Below are 17705 nucleotides of genomic sequence, written 5' to 3' on the forward strand. Positions count from 1 at the left end.
CGGTCAGGCGTTCGCGGCGGCGTCCACCACGGCCAGCAGCTCGGCCAGCTCGTAGCCGCCGTCGTGTCGGACGTCGTTGACGAACAGCGTCGGGGTGCCGTTCACCCCGCTGCGGATGCCGCCCACGAAGTCCTGCCGGACCCGGTCCGCGTGGGCCTGCCGACCCACCTCCGCGCCGACCTCCTCGGGCGGCAGCCCGAGCTGCTCGACGCCGAGCGACAGGTGCACCGGGTCGAGCTGGTCCTGGTGCTCGAAGAGCCAGTCGTGCATCTCCCAGAACCGGCCCCGCTCGCCGGCCGCCTCGGCGGCCTCCGCCGCGCTCTCCGCGTACGGGTGGACGTTGGTGATCGGGAAGTGGCGGTACGCCAACCGCACCATGTCGGCCCGCTGGCGCAGCACCTCGGCCAGGTTCGGGTACGCGGCGCCGCAGAACCGGCACTGGAAGTCGCCGTACTCGACGATGGTGACCGGCGCGTCGGCCGGCCCACGGACGTGGTCGCGCTCGGACACCGGGATCCGCAGTCGGGCGGTGGTGACCTGCAACGGCGTCGTCATCGGGTGCTCACCCGCCGATCCGTGCCCAGCTGTTCCAGGGCGTCGAGGATGCCGTCCACGCCCGGGTTGACCTCGGGCGGGGAGAGGTGGCTCCAGGCCACCCGGCCGTCGGGGTCGATCACCACGAGCGCCCGGTCCGACTGCCCGCGCGGCGCGTACGCGCCGTAGCGGCGGGACACCTCGCCCTTGGGTTCGAAGTCGGCCAGCAGCGGGAAGCGGATGCCCCGGCTCTCCGCGAACGCCCGGTGCGAGTCGACGCTGTCCACCGAGATGCCCAGCAGCACCGCGTCGTACCGCTCCAGCTCGGGCAGGGCGGCCTGGTAGAGGGCCATCTGGTCGCCGCAGACCGGGGTCCAGTCGGCGGGGTAGAAGGCCAGCACCACCGGACGGCCAGGGAACTGTCCGGGGCCCACCTCCCGCCCGTCCGGCGACGCCGGCAGGGTGAACGCGGGCGCTACCTGCCCGGGTGTGATCAGCCCGTTCGGATCACTCATGCCTCCCACCCTGGCCCGTGCCCGGGTGAGCCGGGCTCACCCGGGCCGGGTGGTTCGCCGGCTCACCGCCGGACGGACAGGTGGTTGTGCACCTCCCGGATGCCGGGGGCGTTCCAGACCACCCGCTCGATCTCGTCGCGTTCGGGCCCGGAGTGGACCCGGCCCTCCAGCAGGACGGTGTCGCCGTGGACCCGGACGCCGACCTGTTCGGCCTCGGTCGCGCCGTTGCGGGCCAGCGCGTCCACGATCTGCTCGGCCAGGTCCCGCCCGTCCGCGCGGACCGCCGGCCGGACGGTGATCCCGTTGCTCAGCCCGCGTACGCCGGTGAGCCGGGCGACGGACCGTTCGGCGGCGCGCCGCTGGTACTCCCACTCGACCTCGCCGTGCAGGGTGACCCAGCCGTCGGCCACGGTGACGTGCAGCGCCTCGACCGGCACGAAGGCGTCCCACTCCAGGGCGCGGGCGGCGGCGACGGCGATCTGCGGATCCTCCCGGCCGGCGGCGGTGTCGATCCGGACGGCGAGGTCGTTGGCGACGGCGCGGACCCGGGCCACCCGGTGCGCGGCCCGCTCGGCGGCCCACTTCTTGGCGTAGCTGTCGACCCGCCCGGTCAACGTCACCACGCCGTCGGTGACGGTCACCCCGATCTCGTCGGGGCCCACCCGCGGTTCCCAGGTCAGCTCGTCGAGCACGGCGGACTGGATGTCCCGGTCCGTACGCGTGGTCGTCTCGGTGGCCATCCGGCTCTCCTCCCCGTCGGTCGGCGACGCGGGCACGTACTCCCGCACCACCGATCCTGGGCGCGGACCGGGTGACCCGCCCTCACCCGGTCCGGGTGAGGAACGCCCCGCCGGGTGGCGGAGACGCCGGTGGCCGCCCCCGGGGTCGGGGGGGGCGGCCACCGGCCGGCTCGTACGGTCCCGGTCAGCCGTCCAGGCCGGCGGGGGAGTTGGGCCGGTCGACGTCGACGAACTCGATCTCGTCGGCGACCCGGTCCCGGCTGCCGGCGGCGCGGGCGGCGGTGCCGGCGGCCCAGCCGACGGCGGCGCCGGCCAGGGCCGCGGCGATCAGCAGCGTCCAGGGCAGCGCGGGCCGGCGGCCGGCGAGCGCGTCGAAGGCGAGGCTGGCCCGCCGGCGCGCCTCGTCGGCGGCGGTGCCGACCAGGTCGGTGGCGTCGTCGGCCAGGCCGGAGGAGTTGCGACGGGCCGCCCGGGTGGCGTCCCGCACGCTGTCACCGGCGGAGCCGACGGCGGAGAGCAGGTGCTGCCACGCCTGGTCCGCGACCCGCTCGGGCTTGCTGCGGCGGTCCATCAGGCTGGATCCGAACATCGTTCTACCTCCTCGGGTGCCGAAGCCCGGCGGCCACTTCGGACTCCGGTGTTCATCCGGCGCGTCACGGTTCACTCCCCGTGGGCTGTGCCCCGTCGGCGCCCGCGCCAAACCCGTCCCGACGGCGGCCCGGGCCGTCGCCGGGCGAACCGGACGAACCGTGGAGAACGTGTCGGGGACCGGGTGTCCGCGCGAGGTGCGCGGGCCCGCTACCCTGGGTCGGCGGATCGGCCGGTCCGGCCCGGTCGTTCGGCCGGTCGTGGTCCGCGTCGAAGGGGAAATTGGAACCCGGAGGTCCGGATTGGGCTCGCCCAGGTGTGCCCACTCCGCGAATTGCTCATCCCGGGGGGTGGCGACGGGGGCCGTCGGAGGAATACTCTCGGTCGCGGCCCGCGTACTGATGAGGCGCCCGTACGGGCGAGTGGAGGTGCTCGCGTGAGCCTGTCGATCGTGAAGTCGGTGCGTCCGGGTGGTGTCGTCCAGATCGCGCCCCGTGGGGAGATCGACGTCGACACCGCGTACGAGGTGCGGGAAGCGATCGCCGAGGTGCTCGCGAAGGCCCGTCCCGCCCGGATCGAGCTCAACATGCGGCTCGTGACGTTCATCGACTCCGTCGGCATCAGCGCCATGGTCGCCGGCTTCCAGACATGCGAGGTCAGCGGCGTCAAGCTCGTGGTCACCGAGCCGAGCCGGTTCGTGCACCGGCAGCTCTGGGTGACCGGCCTGCTCGGCCTCTTCGGCGCGCCCGAGCCCTGGTTCGCCGACGACGCCCCCGAGGTGCTGCCCGGCGCCTGAGCGCCGCCCTCGATCCCCCTCCGGCCTGGGGACCTTCGACCCGTTGCCAGCCCGGCTCCGGTACGGGACGATCGTCGCGACCCACGACGGCGAGGGGGATCGGTTGCAGAGCAGCGACAGCTTCAGCTACACCGTGCAGGCCCGGTGCACCCGGGCGGACGCGGTGGCCCTGCTCGGCGACCTGAGCCGGCAGGGCGAGCTGCATCCGCTGATCGTGCGGGTCCGGCAGGTGCCGTCGCGGCCCGGAGCGCTGGCCAGCTATGCGATCACCGACCGGCTGGAGCTGGGCCCCCTGCACTTCCCGGTGACCTACCAGGCGGACGTGCTGGTCGCCACCGAGGACGAGGTGGTCACCGTGGCCCGGCAGCAGCCGGCGACGACGGTTCGCAACCACACCCGGCTGCGCGACGAGCCCGACGGCGTGGTGCGGATCGACGTGGAGATCACCCTCACCGCGCCGGCCCCGCTGTTCGGCTACGCGTTCCGCCAGGCCCGCGCCGCCCACCTGGGCCTCGCGGCCCGTCTGGGCGCGACCCTGGAGGGCCGGCCGGCCTGACTCAGCCGGCCCGCCCCGCCGGGACCGACCGGCGGGCGGGCGGGCGCAGCCGCCCCCACGGCTTCCAGGTGGACAGCACGGTGGCCACGAGCAGCAGTGTGGTGGAGACGGCGGGCGGCACCACCAGGTCGATCCGCAGGTGCGCGTCGGCCGCGCCGGCCAGCGCGCCGAGGTGCCGGACCCGGGGCGTCAGCAGGAGCAGCACCAGCCCGAGCATCACGGTGGTGAGCGCGAACTTCACCAGCACCCACCGCCACCGCAGCAGCCCCCACGGGGTGAGCAGCGCGCTGGCCACCCCGATCAGCCAGACCGCGACGCTCAGCGGCGCGAACAGCCAGGTGACCAGCAACGCCGCCGCGGGGTAGACGACCTCCGGGTCGGCGCCGCGCAGCCCGGCCACGCCCAGCGCGAGCAGCCCCAGGTCGGCGCCGAGCCAGCCGAGCGAGGTGACCAGGTGCGCGGTGAGCAGCGCCTTGCGTCCGGCGGGGGAGAGTCGTCTCATGCCACCGATCGTCGGCCGTCGCGCGGCCCACGTCGTGGGCCGCGCGACGACTCCCGGAGTACGTCGGGGAGCGTAGTGCTCAGTAGACCGACAGGTGTACGTGGTTGGTGTGGTCGCTGGACGGGTCGCCGTTGCCGCCGCTGTACGACTTCCAGCCGCTGCTGGGCAGCCAGATCTGCTTGAACCAGATCACGTAGAGCACGGCGAGCGGGTCGGCGTTGCGCACGAAGTACGCGGCCAGGTTGTTGCCGTACGTCCGGTCGCCGCCGCTGGCCACCCCGCCGAAGCCGTCCTTCTGGGCGGCGAAGTCGCAGGCGCGTCCCTTCGGGTGCTCGCCGGAGCCGCTGGGCCGGTGGCAGGAGACGTACCGGGTGAAGCCGGCCGCCTTGGCCTGGTTGAGCGCGTGCAGGGTGCGCGGGGTGATGCAGCCGTCGGCCGGCGTCGGGTCGTTGACGCTGCACGACTCCGCCGGCCAGGAGCCGTCGGAGTTGCGCTTGGCCGGCGTCGCGTTCGCCGTCGAGGTGCCCCGGACGCCGCCGCTGCCGGCGGACGGCCGGTCGTTCGCCACCTCCAGCGCCCGCTCGGCCTGCTGCTTGCGCTTGGCCATCACCGTGACCTGCTTGCGCTGCTCCCGGATCTCGCCGTCGAGCGCGGCGCGGGTCCGGGTCGCCTCGTCCCGGGTGGTGATCAGGTCGCGCAGCGTCCGGTCCTCGTGCGCGGCGACCTGCTCCAGCGCGGCCGCCCGGTCCATGAAGCCCTCCGGGCTGCTGCTGCCGAGCAGGGCCGCGGCGGTGCCCATCCGGCCGGTGCGGTACGCCACCTCGGCGATCTCGCCGACCTTGGCGTCGCGTACGGCCAGCTCGGCGCCGACCGCGTCGAGTCGCTCGGTGAGCTGCTTCTGCCGGGCCACCGACCGGCTCAGCGCGGCCTTGGCCTCCAGCCAGCCCTTGCTGGCCGCGTCGAGCTGGGCGCGCAGTTCCGGGGTGCCGCCCTCGTCGTCACCGCCGGGGGCGGCGGCGCGCAGGCCGGTGGGGGAGGCCGACCACGCCGCCGAGGCGGGGGAGGCCGGCGCGGTCACGACGCCGAGGGCCAGCATCGCGACGAGCAGGGCCGCCATCCGGGCGGCCGTCCGTCGTACAGGTGCCACTGGGGGCATTCACATGTCCTTCCGTCAACCGCCGACCGGGTTAGCTGACGGGTTCGGGACGGAAGATCCCTACCGCTGACGCGGATGCACCCCACGTACGTGGTTCCCCGGCTCGCCCTGCGGGCGATTAGGCGACGGCCGCTCCACCGGCGCCGGGGTGGCGCCCGCGGTGTGGCCGCGACCGAGCCTACCGGCGTTGCCCGGGGCCGGCTCCGTCGCCCGGAGCCGGTGAACCCGGCAAAGCCGGCATTACGCCACAATAGCGGCCTAGATTTAAGTTTGCCCTAATTACCACTCGGTCGGGCCGCACGCTCCGGCCGACGCTCCGGGTTCGATCTGCAACGTGGCGTGATCGATCGAGAAGTCCTCGTGCAGGGCGGCCCGGGCGGCGGCCAGCACGGTGGCGACCTCGGCGCCGGGAGCGGTGGTCAGGTGCGCCGAGGCCACCTCCATGCCCGAGGTCAGCGTCCACACGTGCAGGTCGTGCACCTCCGCCACGCCCGGCACGGCGGCCAGCCGGTCGTGCACCGCGGTCACCTGGAGGTGTTCCGGCGCGGCCTGCACCAGGATGCGCACCGCCGCCCGGCCGAGCCGCCAGGTGCGGGGCAGGATGAACAGACCGATCGCCACGGCCACCAACGGGTCGGCCCACCACCAGTCGGTGACCGCGATGACCAGCGCGGCGCCGATCACCCCGAGCGAGCCGAGCAGGTCGCCGAGCACCTCCAGGTACGCGCCGCGCAGGTTGATGCTCTCCTGCGCCCCGGAGCGCAGCAGCGCGAAGGCGCCGACGTTGGCGAGCAGGCCGAGCACCGCCACCACGAGCATCGGGCCGGCCAGCACCTGCGGCGGGTCACCGAACCGGCGTACCGCCTCGACCAGGACGTAGACCGCGACCGCGCCGAGCAGCACCGCGTTCGCCAGCGCCGCGAGGACCTCCAGCCGGTAGAGGCCGAATGTGCGCTGCGGATCGGTGGTGGCGCGCCGGGTGGCGGTGATCGCGGCCAGCGCCATGCCGATGCCGAGCACGTCGGTGAACATGTGCCCGGCGTCGGAGAGCAGCGCGAGCGAACCGGTCGCGAAGGCGGCCACCGCCTCGACCAGCATGAGGGCGGTGAGCAGCGCGAACGCCGCCCAGAGCCGGCCCCGGTGGCGGTGCGCCGCGTTGGTCACCGCACCGCTGTGGTCATGACCTGCGCCCACGCACACACCCTTCCCTCCCGCACCCTGGCCAGGCCCAATGTATGTTCACATCGCTATGTGTGCAAGTGAGGGTGGATCACCCGGTCGGGTCGAGCGTGGTGAGGCGTTGGGTGGCCCGGGACAACGCGACGTAGAGCGTGCGCACCCCCGAGCCGGGGTCGGCCCGGATCTCGCTCGGCGCGACCAGCACCACGCCGTCGTACTCCATGCCCTTGGCCTGCAGGCTGGTCACCACCTGGAGCCGGCCGGCGCCGAGGCCGTCCAGCCAGCCGGCCACCTCGTCCCGGCGCGGCACCGGCGTGATCACGCCGACGGTGCCCTCCACCTCGCCCAGCAGGATCCGGGCCGCCTCGACCGTGCTCGCCGGCAGCTCGGCGGCGGGCACCGTGCGCTCGACCGGCGACACGCCGGTGGAACGCACCGCGTCGGGCAGCGTCAGGTCCGGATACAGCCGGCGGATCTCCGCCGCCGCCACCGCGAAGATCTCCGCCGAGTTGCGGTAGTTGGTGGTCAGCTCGTAGCGGTGCCGGCGGCGACGCCCCAGCGCCTGGTCGCGGGCCCGGTCCAGCTCCTGCGGGTCGCCGGTCCAGGCGGTCTGCGCCGGGTCGCCGACCACCGTCCAGGACGCCAGCCGGCCCCGGCGCCCGATCATCCGCCACTGCATCGGCGAGACGTCCTGCGACTCGTCCACCACCACGTGGGCGTAGTCGCGGTAGTCCGCCGGACGCTCCCGGGCCGCCGCCCGGGCGGCGCGCTGCCGGTCGGCGTACGTGCTCAGCTCGCGCACGCCGCCGGCCAGCTGGTACGGGTCCCGCTTCGGCTTCGCCCGCCGCACCGGAGTGCCGAGCAACGCGTCCAGCTCGTCCAGCAGCGCGATGTCGGCGACGGTCGACCCGTCGGCGTCCAGCGTCCGGTACGCCTCGGTGAGCAACCGGATCTCGGCCGAGGAGAGGATCCCGCCGGCGTAGCGGCGCAGCCGGTCCGGGCGGGCGAGCCACCCCAGCACGTGACGCGGGTGCAACCGGGGCCACCAGGCCTTGAGGAACTCCCGGAACTCCGGCCGCTCGATGATCTCGTCCTCGAACGCGGGCTGCTCCGGCAACCGGCCCACCCGCAGCGTCCGGGCCTGCGCGTAGAGCGCGGCGAGCACCGCGTCGAACGCCGACCGGCGCACCTCGTTGCGGCGCGCGCCCCGGGTCAGCGTCCGGTCCCGGATGCCGTCCAGCGCCGGCCGCTCCAGCCGCAGCAGCTCACCGCGGTAGAGCAGGCGCAACTCCGCCGGGGAGTCCGGCACCGCGTCCCGCACCGCCCGCTCCAGCACCCGGCGCATCCGCAGCGACCCCTTCACCGCGGCCACCTCCGGCGGATCGGTCCGGGTCGCCGACATCCCCGGGAAGAGCGAGCCCAGCGAGTGCAGCGTGGCCGTCTCCTCGCCGAGCGAGGGCAGCACCGAGGCGATGTACTCGACGAAGACGCCGGACGGCCCGACCACCAGGATGCCGCCGCCGGCGTAGCGGGCCCGGTCGGAGTAGAGCAGGTACGCGGCCCGGTGCAGCGCCACCGCCGTCTTGCCGGTGCCCGGGCCGCCGGAGACGATCGTGACTCCGCTGGCGGGGGAGCGGATCGCCTCGTCCTGCTCCCGCTGGATGGTGGCGACGATGTCCCGCATGCCCCGGCCGGTGGCCCGGGACAGCGTGGCCAGCAGCGCGCCGTCGCCGACCACCGCCATGTCCGCCGGGGCCGCCTCCGGATCGAGCAGGTCGTCCTCGATCCGGGTGACCTTCTCCGCGGCCGACTGGATCGTGCGCCGGCGGACGACGCCGCGCGGCTCGGCGGGCGTGGCCTGGTAGAACGCCGCCGCGGCCGGTGCCCGCCAGTCCACCACCAGCGTCTCCGCGTCCTCGGCGCGCACGCCCAACCGGCCCACGTGCAGCACCTGCCCGGTGCGCAGGTCCAGCCGGCCGAAGACCAGCCCCTCGTGCTCGGCGTCCAGCACGTGCCGCCGCTGGGCGGCGTGGAAGACCATCGCGTCCCGCTCGACCAGGGCGCCGAAGGTGCCCACCCGGGCCAGCCGGTACCCCTCCCGCTCGGCGTCGGCCGCGGACCGGCGCAGTTCGGCCAGCCGGGCGTACACCCGGTCGAGATGCCGCTGCTCGGCGGCGATCTCCCGGTCCAGCGTGGTCTGGTCGGTCAACGCGGTGCTCCTGGGGTCGGACGGCACGACGGGCTGAATGAGGGTACGGGCCGCCGGCAAGGCGGACGTCGGGGCCATGCCGCCGGCCGGGCCCGCGTCCCCGGCGGTTGCCCGTTATCCGGTCGTTCCCACCCGTTTTCCGGGCCGTCGCACCGCGGCCGGGTGTGGTGCCGCGACGGTGGCCGTCAGGGTGTGACGGTGGCGACCGCGGCGGGGTCGCCCCCACCCCCGCCCGGCGCCGCGAGGACCCGGTCCAGCACCCCGGCGACGGCCGCGTTGACAGCGTCCGGTCGTTCCATCATCAACATGTGACCGGCACCGGGGCAGACGGTCAGCTCGGCGGTCGGCAGCGCCGCCGCGATGGACTCGGCGCAGGGCGGCGGGGTGAGCCGGTCCCGGTCGCCGACCAGCGCCGCCGCCGGCAGCCCGCCCAGCGCGGTCAGCGTCTCCAGCCGGTGCTGGGCGCCGATCGAGGCGCGGAACCCGCCGATCGACCGCAGCGTGGCGTGCGCCACCGCCGAGGTGACCAGCCGGATGTCCGCCGGGTCGCAGCGGTCGCCGAAGAGCATCCAGCGGATGCTCGGGCGCAGCGCCCGCAGCAGCGCGTGCGGGGGCCGCCAGCCGCCGCAGCGGGCCAGCACCCCGGCGCCGGTGGTCTCGGCGAGGCGGATCAACCGGGCGATGCGGGGCGAGAGCCCGTAGACGGTGTGCGTGTGCCCCTCGGCGGTGGTCGAGACGAAGACCAGGCCGGCGGTGCGCGCGGCGAACCGGTCGGGGTGGCGGTGGGCGTACTCCATCACGGTCATCCCACCCATCGAGTGCCCGACCAGCACGACCGGCCCGGACGGGACGATCTCGTCGATCACCGCCGCCAGGTCGTCGCCGAGCTGCGCCAGCGTGGCGTCGCGCAACGCCAGGCAGCTCGACCGGCCGTGGCCGCGCGCGTCGTAGGTCACCAGGCGCACCCGGTCGGCGAAGCGCTCCCGCAGCTCGGCGACCTGGTGGTGCCAGCTGCGTCCGTCCAGCGTCCAGCCGTGCAGCAGGACGACGGTGACCTCGGCGTCGACCGGTCCGCTGACCGTGACGTGCAGGCGCACGTCGTCGGAGAGCCGCAGTTCCCGATGCTCCGGCATCGTCCACCTCCCCCGGGCCGACCGGCGCACGCACCGGAGTGACCCGGCGGTAACACCGGCGTTACCCGCCATGACACCACGGCAACCGGGGTGGGGAGAAGATTCGACGTCCGGCCCCGCCCGGTCGGATCGGTGACCAGGCTGGAGACATGCCCGCGACCCCCGCCGCCCGCAGCCCGCGGGCCGCCCTGGCCGAGCTGCTCACCGGCAACCGCCGGTTCGTCAGCGGCCAGCCGCTGCACGGGCACGACGTGACGGCGGCCGCGGCGGTGGCCTCCGGCGACCAGCAGCCGTACGCGGTGCTGCTGGGCTGCATCGACTCCCGGGTGCCGCTGGAGGCGATCTTCGACCAGACGTTCGGGTCGATCTGTGTGATCCGCACCGGCGCGCACGTCCTGGACCGGGCGGTGTGCGGCTCGATCGAGTACGTGGTGGGCCAGCTCGGCGTACGGCTGGTGATGGTGCTCGGCCACGAGCGCTGCGGCGCGGTGGGCTCGGCGGTCGACGCGCTGCGCACCGGGCGGCGGCCCGGCGGGGCGCTGGCGTACGTGGTGGACCGGATCGCGCCGGCGGTGGTCGAGGTCGGTGTGGACGACCCGGCCGCCCATCCGCTGGCGATCCGCCGCCACGTCCGGCGCACGGTGGCCGCGCTGCGCGCCGACGACCTGCTCGCCGGGCCGGTGGCGGCGGGGGAGCTGGCCGTGGTGGGCGCGCTCTACGACCTGGCCACCGGCGAGGTCACCCTGCTGCCGGAGGAGGAGACGCGGAACCGCCCGCCGGGGTGATCCCCGACGGGCGGTCCGGTGGTGCGGGTGAGGACGCTCAGCCCTCGAAGACGCCGGCCTCGACGAGACGCTTCTCGGCGGCGTCCCAACCGTGACCCGGGTGGGCCGCGGCCAGGCCGTTGATCTCGGCGCGGATCTTGGCGGCGTGGCCGGCGGCGGCCAGCACGCGGATCTCCTCGACGAAGGCGTCGGAGTCGGTGCGCAGGTGCACGGTCTTGCCGTTGGTCAGGTTGCGCACGTAGGCGTGCTTGCCGCCGTTGAGCGGGATCAGGTACTTGAACTCGCCCAGCACGCTGAGGGCGCCACCCTGGCCAGCCTGGCCGGCCCGGACTGACGCGCGCGCGGTCTTAGAGGTGTTGCTCGCCACGGAGGTACTCCTTGCAGACGTACGGTGGGGACGGGATCCGTCCGGGGGCTGTGCGAGTGACGCCCGGGGTGAGCGCCGGCCCGCGAAGACGTGCGGCGGCACAGAACCGCCCAGAGAACTGTACACGAACCCGACGCCTGGCTGGTCGTCGCGCCGTCAGGGTGCACAACCGGGTCAGCCGCCCGGGTATTTCCCGCCGCCCGCCCCGGCGAATTTTCCGATTCGCTGGCGCACCACCTGTCACAGCGGTCATCATGTGTGCCAGGGACCACTCGGGTGACGAGGTCGTAGGGGAAGACGCACCTCGGCTCACCGGGAGGTCACCGTGCCAACGCGTGGCGTCGTATACGTCCACTCGACCCCGCTCGCCGTGTGCTCGCACGTCGAGTGGGCGATCGCGCGCGTCCTCGCCGCGCCGGTCAACCTGCACTGGACGGCGCAGCCCGTCGATCCGGGCGCCCGACGCGCCGAGTGCGGCTGGACCGGCAGCCCGGGGACGGGCGCCGAGCTGGCCGCTGCCCTCCGGCAGTGGCCCATGATCCGTTTCGAGGTGACCGAGGAGCCCGGTCCCGGCGTCGACGGCGAGCGCTTCATGTACGTCCCGGGCCGGGGCCTGTTCCGGGCCACCGTGGGCGCGGCCGGCGACATCCAGCTCGGCGAGGATCGGCTGCGCGCCCTGATGGCCGCCGCCCGCGCGCCGGAGGCGCTCGCGCACGCGCTCGACAAGGCGCTCGGCACCGCCTGGGACGCCGAGCTGGAGCCCTACCGGTACGCCGGCGACGGCGCGCCGGTGACGCTGCTCACCCGGGTGGGGTGACGCCGGCCGAGTTGCCCCGATACGGTGGGGCGCGTGTCGATTTCCCCGCGACGCTCCGCCGTCGCGCTCGCCGCACTGACCGCGCTGGTCGTCTCCGGCTGCTCGGACGGGCCGGACCGGCCCCGCCCGGCGCCGTCGACAGCGGCGCCGTCGTCGGCTGCGCCGACCCCGACCGCCGACGACCCGGCCGCCCGGGCCGCCGCCCTGGTCGCCACGCTCTCCGACGAGGACCTGGTCGGGCAGGTGCTGATGCCCTACGCCTACGGCAGCTCGGCGACCGACGTGTCCGCCGGGTCGGCCGCCGGCAACCGGGCCCTGGCCGGCGTCGACACCCCGGCCGAGATGGTCGCGAAGTACCGCCTCGGCGGCGTGATCCTGGTCGGCTTCAGCGCCGACGACCCGACCTCGGGCAACCAGGCCACCACCAACGTCGACAACCCGAAGCAGGTCCGCGCGCTGACCGACGGGCTGCGCGCCGCCGCCGGGAAGCTGCCCGCCGGCGCCGCGCCCTTCCTGGTCGGCACCGACCAGGAGTACGGCGTGGTCACCCGGATCACCGACGGCGTGACCCAGCTGCCCAGCCCGCTCGCCGCCGGCGCGGCCGGCAACCCGGCGCTGACCGAGGCGGCCTGGCGGGCCGCCGGCGCGGAGCTGGCCGCGATGGGGATCAACATGGACTTCGCCCCGGTCGCCGACGTGCTGGCCACCCGCAGCACGGTGATCGGCTCGCGTTCCTTCGGCGCCGACCCGGCGACCGCGTCGCCGCAGGTGGCCGGCGCGGTACGCGGACTGCAGGCCGAGGGCGTCGCGGCAGCCGTCAAGCACTTCCCCGGGCACGGCCTCAGCGCCGCCGACTCGCACACCGAGCTGCCGGTGGTCGGCCAGTCCCGGGCGGTGCTCGACCGGACCGCGTTCCCGCCCTTCCGCGCCGGGATCGACGCCGGCGCGATGGCGGTCATGTCCGCCCACCTGAACGTCAAGGCCGTCGACCCGGGCACCCCGGCCACCTTCTCCCGCAAGCTGCTCACCGACGTGCTCCGCGGCCAGCTCGGCTTCCGGGGCGTGGTGATCACCGACGGGATGAACATGGCGCCGGCGAAGAAGTGGTCGCCGGGCGAGGCCGCGGTCCGGGCGCTCAACGCCGGCAACGACCTGATCCTGATGACCCCGAACGTGGGCCAGGCGTACGACGGGCTGCGCGCCGCGCTGAGGGACGGCTCGCTGCCCCGCACCCGCCTGGTCGAGGCGGTCACCCGGGTGCTGACCATGAAGTTCCGGCTGGCCGGCCACGCCCAGCCGGCGCTCGGGACGCTGGACGACGCCGGCCACCGCAAGGCCGCCGCCGACCTGGCCGCCGCCGCGGTGACCGTGCTGCGCGGCCGGTGCGGCGGCGCGGTGCCCGGGCCGGTCAGCGTCACCTCCTCCGGCGGCCGGGACCGCACCCGGGCCCTGCTGACCGAGGCGCTCACCGCCGCCGGGGTGAAGGTGGTGCCGTCCGGCGGCACCGTGGTGCACCTGGTCGGCTACGGCGACGGGGCGAAGGACCTGCGGGCCGGCGCCGACGTGACGGTGGCGATGGACACCCCGTACGTGCTGTCCGGGGCGAAGTCACCGACGGTGCTGGCCACCTACTCGTCCACCCGGGCCTCGATGACCGCGCTGGCCGCGGTGCTCGCCGGCAAGGCCCGCCCGACCGGCCGGTCCCCGGTCCCGGTCCCCGGCCTCCCGCCCACCACCTGCGGCGCCTGAGGTGTAAGGAGGGGCCCCCTGTTAACGCCTCCGGTAGAGGAGGGGGCCCCGCTTAACACCCTCGGCGGCGGAAACCGGATGCGGCACCGAGCGCCCGGCTGGCAGGGTGAGCGCCCATGGGAGAGCCAGCACACGGTTTCCGCTACGTCGAGCGCGCCGACGGCACGGTGGTGATCACGCACCGCGGGCAGGTCGCCGGCACGCTACGGGGCGGTCGGGCCGCGCAGTTCCTGGCCGAGGTCGAGGACGACCCGCAGCTGGTGATGGCCCGGTGGACCGGCAACTACCGGCGCGGCAACGAGCGGACCGCGCGGCAGCACCCCCGCAACCGCGCCTGATGTAAGGAAGGGCCCCTTCTTAACAGACGTCTGTTAAGAAGGGGCCCTTCCTTACATCAGGCGGCTCAGGGGCGGGTGAAGACCAGCGCCACGTTGTGACCGCCGAAGCCGAACGCGTTGTTCAGCGCGGCCGGGATCTCCAGGTGACGCGCCTTGTGCGCGGCCACGTCCAGGCTCAGGCCCTCGTCCGGGTCGTCCAGGTTGATCGTCGGCGGGATCACGCCGTCCCGGATGGCCAGGATGGTGGCGATCGACTCCAGCGCCCCGGCCGCGCCGAGCAGGTGCCCGGTCATCGACTTGGTGGCGGTGAGCACCGGGTGGTCGCCGAGCGCCTGCCGCAGCGCGCCGATCTCCAGCATGTCGCCCACCGGGGTCGAGGTGGCGTGCGCGTTGACGTGCACGATGTCCGTCCGGGCCACGTCCGCGTCGGCGACCGCCCGGGCGATGGCCCGGATCGCGCCCTCGCCCTCGGCGTGCGGCTGCACGATGTCGTACGCGTCCGAGGTGATCCCGGCGCCGGCCAGGCGCGCGTACACCCGCGCGCCGCGGGCGGCGGCGTGTTCGGCCCGCTCCAGGACCACCACGCCCGCGCCCTCACCGAGCACGAAGCCGTCCCGGCCCTTGTCCCACGGCCGGGAGGCCCGCTCCGGCTCCTCGTTACGGGTCGACATGGCCCGCATCGAGCTGAAGCCGGCGATCGGCAGCGGGTGGATGACCGCCTCGGTGCCGCCGGCCACCACCACGTCGGCCCGGCCGGCGCGGATGATGTCCAGGCCGAGCGCGATCGCCTCCGCGCCGGTCGCGCACGCGCTGGCGACCGAGTGCACTCCGGCCTTGGCGCCCATCTCCAGCCCGACCCAGGCGGCCGGACCGTTGGGCATCAGCATCGGGATGGTGTGCGGGGAGACCCGCCGCGGGCCGGACGCCTCCAGGACGTCGTCCTGGGCGAGCAGGGTGGTGGCGCCGCCGATGCCGGAGCCGACGCTGACCGCCAGCCGCTCCGGGTCGGGCCCGGCGTCGGCCAGCCCGGCGTCGGCCCAGGCCTGCCGCGCGGCGATGATGGCGATCGCCTCCGAGCGGTCCAGCCGGCGCAGCTTCACCCGGTCCAGCACCTCGGCCGGGTCGACCGCCAGCTGGGCGGCGATCCGGACGGGCAGTTGCGCGGCCCACTCCTGGGTGAGCGCACTCACCCCGGAGCGGCCGGCGAGCATGGCGTCCCAGGTCGACGCGACGTCCCCGCCGAGCGGGGTCGTCGCGCCGAGCCCGGTGACGACGACGTCGGGGCGACTCATGATCAGGACTGCGCCTCGATGTAGCTGACCGCGTCCCCGACGGTCTTCAGGTTCTGCACCTCGTTGTCCGGGATCTTGACGCCGAACTTCTCCTCGGCGGCCACCACGACCTCCACCATGGAGAGCGAGTCGACGTCGAGGTCGTCGGTGAAGGACTTCCCCTCGGCCACGTCGTCCGGGTTCACCCCGGCAACCTCTTCGAGGATCTCGGCGAGGCCGGCGGTGATCTCGTCACGGGTCATTGCGGTTGGTTCCTCTCATCGGGGGGTTCTCGGTGCCCGGCGTCGCCGGTCACCGCACCTGGAGCGCGTGTGCGCCCGAGGGGGTCTTCAGGGGCAGCGGACAACCTGACCGGCGTAGGTCAGGCCGCCGCCGAAGCCGAACAGCAGCACCGGGGCGCCCGAGGGCACCTCGCGCCGCTCGACCATCTTCGACAGGGCCAGCGGGATGCTCGCCGCCGAGGTGTTGCCGGACTCGACGATGTCCTTGGCGATGATCGCGTCCGGGATGTTCAGCCGCTTGGCGATGCCGTCGATGATCCGGGCATTCGCCTGGTGCGGCACGAACGCGGCCAGCTCGGACGGGTCCACCCCGGCCCGCTCACAGGCCTGCAGCGCGAGCGGGGCCAGCGCGGTGGTGGCCCAGCGGAACACCGACTGCCCCTCCTGGGCGATGTACGGCCGCCAGCCCTCGATCCGGACCGCGTCGCTCTTCTCCGGTGCGGAACCCCACACCACCGGCCCGATCCCGGCCGGCTCGTCGTCGGCGGTCGCGGTGACCACCGCCGCGCCGGCGCCGTCGCCGAAGATGATGCAGGTCGAGCGGTCGGTCCAGTCGGTGAAGTCGGAGAGCTTCTCCGCGCCGACGACGATCGCGTTGCGCGCCGCGCCGGCCCGGATCGCGTGGTCCACCGTGCCCAGCGCGTACGCGAAGCCGGAGCAGGCGGTGTTGACGTCGTACGCGCCCGGCGCGCTGATCCCCAGCTTGGCCGCGACCCGGCAGGCCACGTTCGGGCTGCGGTCCACGGACGTGCAGGTCGCCACCACGACCAGGTCGATGTCGGCGGCGGTGAGACCGGAGTTGGCCAGCGCCTTGCCGGCCGCGGCGGTGGCCATGTCGGCCACCGTCTCGTCGCCGGCGATCCGCCGGGTGACGATGCCGACCCGATCCCGGATCCACTCGTCGTTGGTGTCGACCATCTGCGCGAGTTCGTCGTTGGTGACCACGCGGGAGGGCTGGTAGTGCCCCATCGCGGCGATCCGGCTGCCGGCCATCTAGTGCGATCCTCCGATGCGGACGAGGGGCTGGCCCGGGGCGACCGGGTCCTCGTGGTGCGCGAGCCACTCGGTGAGCGGCCCGCTGTCGTGCGCGGTCACCTCGACCGGCCCCTGCCGGCCGGTGACGTGGCCGACGACCTGGCCGGCGCGCAGCTCGGCGCCCTCGGCCAGCTCGGCGACCGGCCGGAAGGTTCCGGCGGCGGGGGAGACCACCACCCGGAAGCGGGACGCCGGGGGGCGGGCGACGACGCCGCCGTGGCGGGCGATCAGGGCGCGCGCGGCGGGCAGGTCGTCGGGGGTGTTCAGGGTGACGATCTCCGGCGCGCCCTCGCCCTTGAGCTCCCGCTTCACCAGGCCGGCCAGGGTGCCGGCCGGCGGCAGCTCGACCACGCCGGTGACGCCGAGGTCGGCCAGGGAGCGCATGCACAGGTCCCAGCGGACCGGGGCGGTCACCTGCCGGACCAGGCGGCGCACCGTCTCCCGGCCGTGCCCGACCGGGGCGCCGTCCAGGTTCGACAGGAGGATCCGGGTCGGGTCGGCCACGGTCACACCGGCGGCCACCCCGGCCAGGGCGGCCTCGGCCGGGGCCATGTACGGCGTGTGGAACGCGCCGGCCACCTGGAGCCGGATGATCCGGGCCCGGGCCGGCGGCTCGGCGGCCAGCTTCTCCAGCCCGCCGACCGCGCCGGCGGCGACGATCTGACCGGCGCCGTTGCGGTTGGCCGGGTGCAGCCCGTGCGCCTGGAGCGCGGCGAGCACCTCGTCCGGGTCGCCGCCGAGCACGGCGGCCATCCCGGTCGGTTCGAGCGCGCAGGCGGCGGCCATCTCCCGGCCGCGTACACCGGCGAGGGTCACGGCCGCCTCGGCGGGCAGCACCCCGGCCAGGGCGGCGGCGCCCAGTTCACCCACGCTGTGCCCGGCGACCAGCCCGACGTCGTGCATCGGCAGGTGCTCGGCGGCGAGCAGCGCGGCGGCCACCAGCAGCGGCTGGGTGCGGGCGGTGTCCTTGATCTCGTCCGCGTCCGCCCGGGTGCCCAGGTGGACGAGGTCGACGCCGGCCAGCGCCGACCACCAGCGCAGGCGCGCCTCGACGTCGGCGAGGTCGAGCCAGGGGGTCAGGAAGCCGGGCTTCTGCGAGCCCTGTCCGGGGGAGAGTACGGCGAGCACGTGTA

The 17705-nt window shown here is 74.9% G+C and carries 20 protein-coding genes and 1 riboswitch; of the genes, 6 read left to right on the forward strand and 14 right to left on the reverse strand.

Annotation, left to right across the window (positions count from 1 at the left end; genetic code table 11):
* Nucleotides 1–3 precede the first annotated feature (3 nt).
* From GA0070622_RS10125 to GA0070622_RS10140, 4 genes are all read right to left on the reverse strand, one after another.
* On the reverse strand, nucleotides 4–555 hold the full coding sequence (locus GA0070622_RS10125) for a DsbA family protein (protein WP_091572506.1): 552 nt from the start codon (nucleotides 553–555) through the stop codon (nucleotides 4–6).
* Complete coding sequence (locus GA0070622_RS10130; protein ID WP_091572509.1) at nucleotides 552–1049, reverse strand: redoxin domain-containing protein; 498 nt, start codon at nucleotides 1047–1049, stop codon at nucleotides 552–554. Before GA0070622_RS10130 ends, GA0070622_RS10125 begins: the two co-directional genes overlap by 4 nt.
* Before the next feature lie 62 nt (nucleotides 1050–1111).
* Entirely contained in the window at nucleotides 1112–1789 is a 678-nt protein-coding gene (locus GA0070622_RS10135) for a BON domain-containing protein (RefSeq protein ID WP_091577108.1), read from the reverse strand.
* A gap of 184 nt (nucleotides 1790–1973) precedes the next feature.
* Nucleotides 1974–2378 carry a hypothetical protein gene (locus GA0070622_RS10140; protein ID WP_091572514.1) on the reverse strand — a complete coding sequence of 135 codons (405 nt, stop codon included), beginning with the start codon at nucleotides 2376–2378 and terminating at the stop codon, nucleotides 1974–1976.
* 435 nt (nucleotides 2379–2813) lie between these two features.
* Between GA0070622_RS10140 and GA0070622_RS10145 the strand changes: the two genes are divergently transcribed.
* Together GA0070622_RS10145 and GA0070622_RS10150 are read left to right on the forward strand one after the other, a co-directional pair.
* Entirely contained in the window at nucleotides 2814–3173 is a 360-nt protein-coding gene (locus GA0070622_RS10145) for an STAS domain-containing protein (RefSeq protein ID WP_091572519.1), read from the forward strand.
* A 43-nt stretch (nucleotides 3174–3216) separates the two neighbouring features.
* Nucleotides 3217–3729 (forward strand): SRPBCC family protein, encoded by a 513-nt coding sequence (locus tag GA0070622_RS10150; protein WP_245666168.1) that lies wholly within the window; start codon nucleotides 3217–3219, stop codon nucleotides 3727–3729.
* A 1-nt stretch (nucleotide 3730) separates the two neighbouring features.
* Here GA0070622_RS10150 and GA0070622_RS10155 read toward each other — a convergent pair whose 3' ends face one another.
* From GA0070622_RS10155 to GA0070622_RS10175, 5 genes are all read right to left on the reverse strand, one after another.
* Nucleotides 3731–4231, reverse strand: a complete 501-nt coding sequence (locus tag GA0070622_RS10155) for a hypothetical protein (protein WP_091572523.1) — start codon at nucleotides 4229–4231, stop codon at nucleotides 3731–3733.
* A 79-nt stretch (nucleotides 4232–4310) separates the two neighbouring features.
* Nucleotides 4311–5387 carry a coiled-coil domain-containing protein gene (locus GA0070622_RS10160; protein WP_091572527.1) on the reverse strand — a complete coding sequence of 359 codons (1077 nt, stop codon included), beginning with the start codon at nucleotides 5385–5387 and terminating at the stop codon, nucleotides 4311–4313.
* A gap of 4 nt (nucleotides 5388–5391) precedes the next feature.
* Nucleotides 5392–5522: riboswitch (cyclic di-AMP (ydaO/yuaA leader) on the reverse strand.
* A 144-nt stretch (nucleotides 5523–5666) separates the two neighbouring features.
* Nucleotides 5667–6581, reverse strand: coding sequence for a cation diffusion facilitator family transporter (locus tag GA0070622_RS10165; RefSeq protein WP_091572530.1), 915 nt, complete (start codon nucleotides 6579–6581; stop codon nucleotides 5667–5669).
* Between the two features lie 76 nt (nucleotides 6582–6657).
* Complete coding sequence (locus GA0070622_RS10170; RefSeq protein WP_091572534.1) at nucleotides 6658–8775, reverse strand: HelD family protein; 2118 nt, start codon at nucleotides 8773–8775, stop codon at nucleotides 6658–6660.
* A gap of 185 nt (nucleotides 8776–8960) precedes the next feature.
* Entirely contained in the window at nucleotides 8961–9908 is a 948-nt protein-coding gene (locus GA0070622_RS10175) for an alpha/beta fold hydrolase (protein ID WP_091572538.1), read from the reverse strand.
* A 149-nt stretch (nucleotides 9909–10057) separates the two neighbouring features.
* Between GA0070622_RS10175 and GA0070622_RS10180 the strand changes: the two genes are divergently transcribed.
* Nucleotides 10058–10693 (forward strand): carbonic anhydrase, encoded by a 636-nt coding sequence (locus tag GA0070622_RS10180; protein ID WP_091572542.1) that lies wholly within the window; start codon nucleotides 10058–10060, stop codon nucleotides 10691–10693.
* A 37-nt stretch (nucleotides 10694–10730) separates the two neighbouring features.
* Here the strand turns inward: GA0070622_RS10180 and GA0070622_RS10185 are convergent, their stop codons facing one another.
* Nucleotides 10731–11060 (reverse strand): hypothetical protein, encoded by a 330-nt coding sequence (locus GA0070622_RS10185; RefSeq protein ID WP_091572545.1) that lies wholly within the window; start codon nucleotides 11058–11060, stop codon nucleotides 10731–10733.
* A 325-nt stretch (nucleotides 11061–11385) separates the two neighbouring features.
* On the opposite strand from GA0070622_RS10185, the gene GA0070622_RS10190 reads away from it, so the two are divergent.
* The 3 genes from GA0070622_RS10190 (at nucleotide 11386) to GA0070622_RS10200 (ending at nucleotide 13964) form a co-directional block, all read left to right on the forward strand.
* The gene (locus tag GA0070622_RS10190; RefSeq protein ID WP_091572550.1) at nucleotides 11386–11877 is read left to right on the forward strand and encodes a DUF3145 domain-containing protein; all 492 of its coding nucleotides are present in this window, start codon (nucleotides 11386–11388) and stop codon (nucleotides 11875–11877) included.
* Nucleotides 11878–11901: 24 nt separating this feature from the next.
* The gene (locus GA0070622_RS10195) at nucleotides 11902–13626 is read left to right on the forward strand and encodes a glycoside hydrolase family 3 protein (protein WP_176710439.1); all 1725 of its coding nucleotides are present in this window, start codon (nucleotides 11902–11904) and stop codon (nucleotides 13624–13626) included.
* Between the two features lie 116 nt (nucleotides 13627–13742).
* On the forward strand, nucleotides 13743–13964 hold the full coding sequence (locus tag GA0070622_RS10200) for a hypothetical protein (RefSeq protein ID WP_091572560.1): 222 nt from the start codon (nucleotides 13743–13745) through the stop codon (nucleotides 13962–13964).
* Nucleotides 13965–14029: 65 nt separating this feature from the next.
* Here the strand turns inward: GA0070622_RS10200 and fabF are convergent, their stop codons facing one another.
* The 4 genes from fabF to GA0070622_RS10220 form a co-directional block, all read right to left on the reverse strand.
* Nucleotides 14030–15256, reverse strand: coding sequence for a beta-ketoacyl-ACP synthase II (gene fabF / locus GA0070622_RS10205; RefSeq protein ID WP_091572563.1), 1227 nt, complete (start codon nucleotides 15254–15256; stop codon nucleotides 14030–14032).
* A 2-nt stretch (nucleotides 15257–15258) separates the two neighbouring features.
* Nucleotides 15259–15498: an acyl carrier protein gene (locus GA0070622_RS10210; protein WP_007072348.1), complete on the reverse strand. Its 240-nt coding sequence runs from the start codon at nucleotides 15496–15498 to the stop codon at nucleotides 15259–15261.
* An 87-nt stretch (nucleotides 15499–15585) separates the two neighbouring features.
* On the reverse strand, nucleotides 15586–16530 hold the full coding sequence (locus GA0070622_RS10215) for a beta-ketoacyl-ACP synthase III (RefSeq protein ID WP_091572567.1): 945 nt from the start codon (nucleotides 16528–16530) through the stop codon (nucleotides 15586–15588).
* Nucleotides 16531–17700, reverse strand: coding sequence for an acyltransferase domain-containing protein (locus tag GA0070622_RS10220; RefSeq protein ID WP_091572570.1), 1170 nt, complete (start codon nucleotides 17698–17700; stop codon nucleotides 16531–16533).
* Nucleotides 17701–17705 lie beyond the last annotated feature (5 nt).

Origin of the sequence: Micromonospora sediminicola (genome assembly GCF_900089585.1) — a bacterium.
In the GTDB taxonomy this organism is placed as follows: Bacteria; Actinomycetota; Actinomycetes; order Mycobacteriales; family Micromonosporaceae; genus Micromonospora; species Micromonospora sediminicola.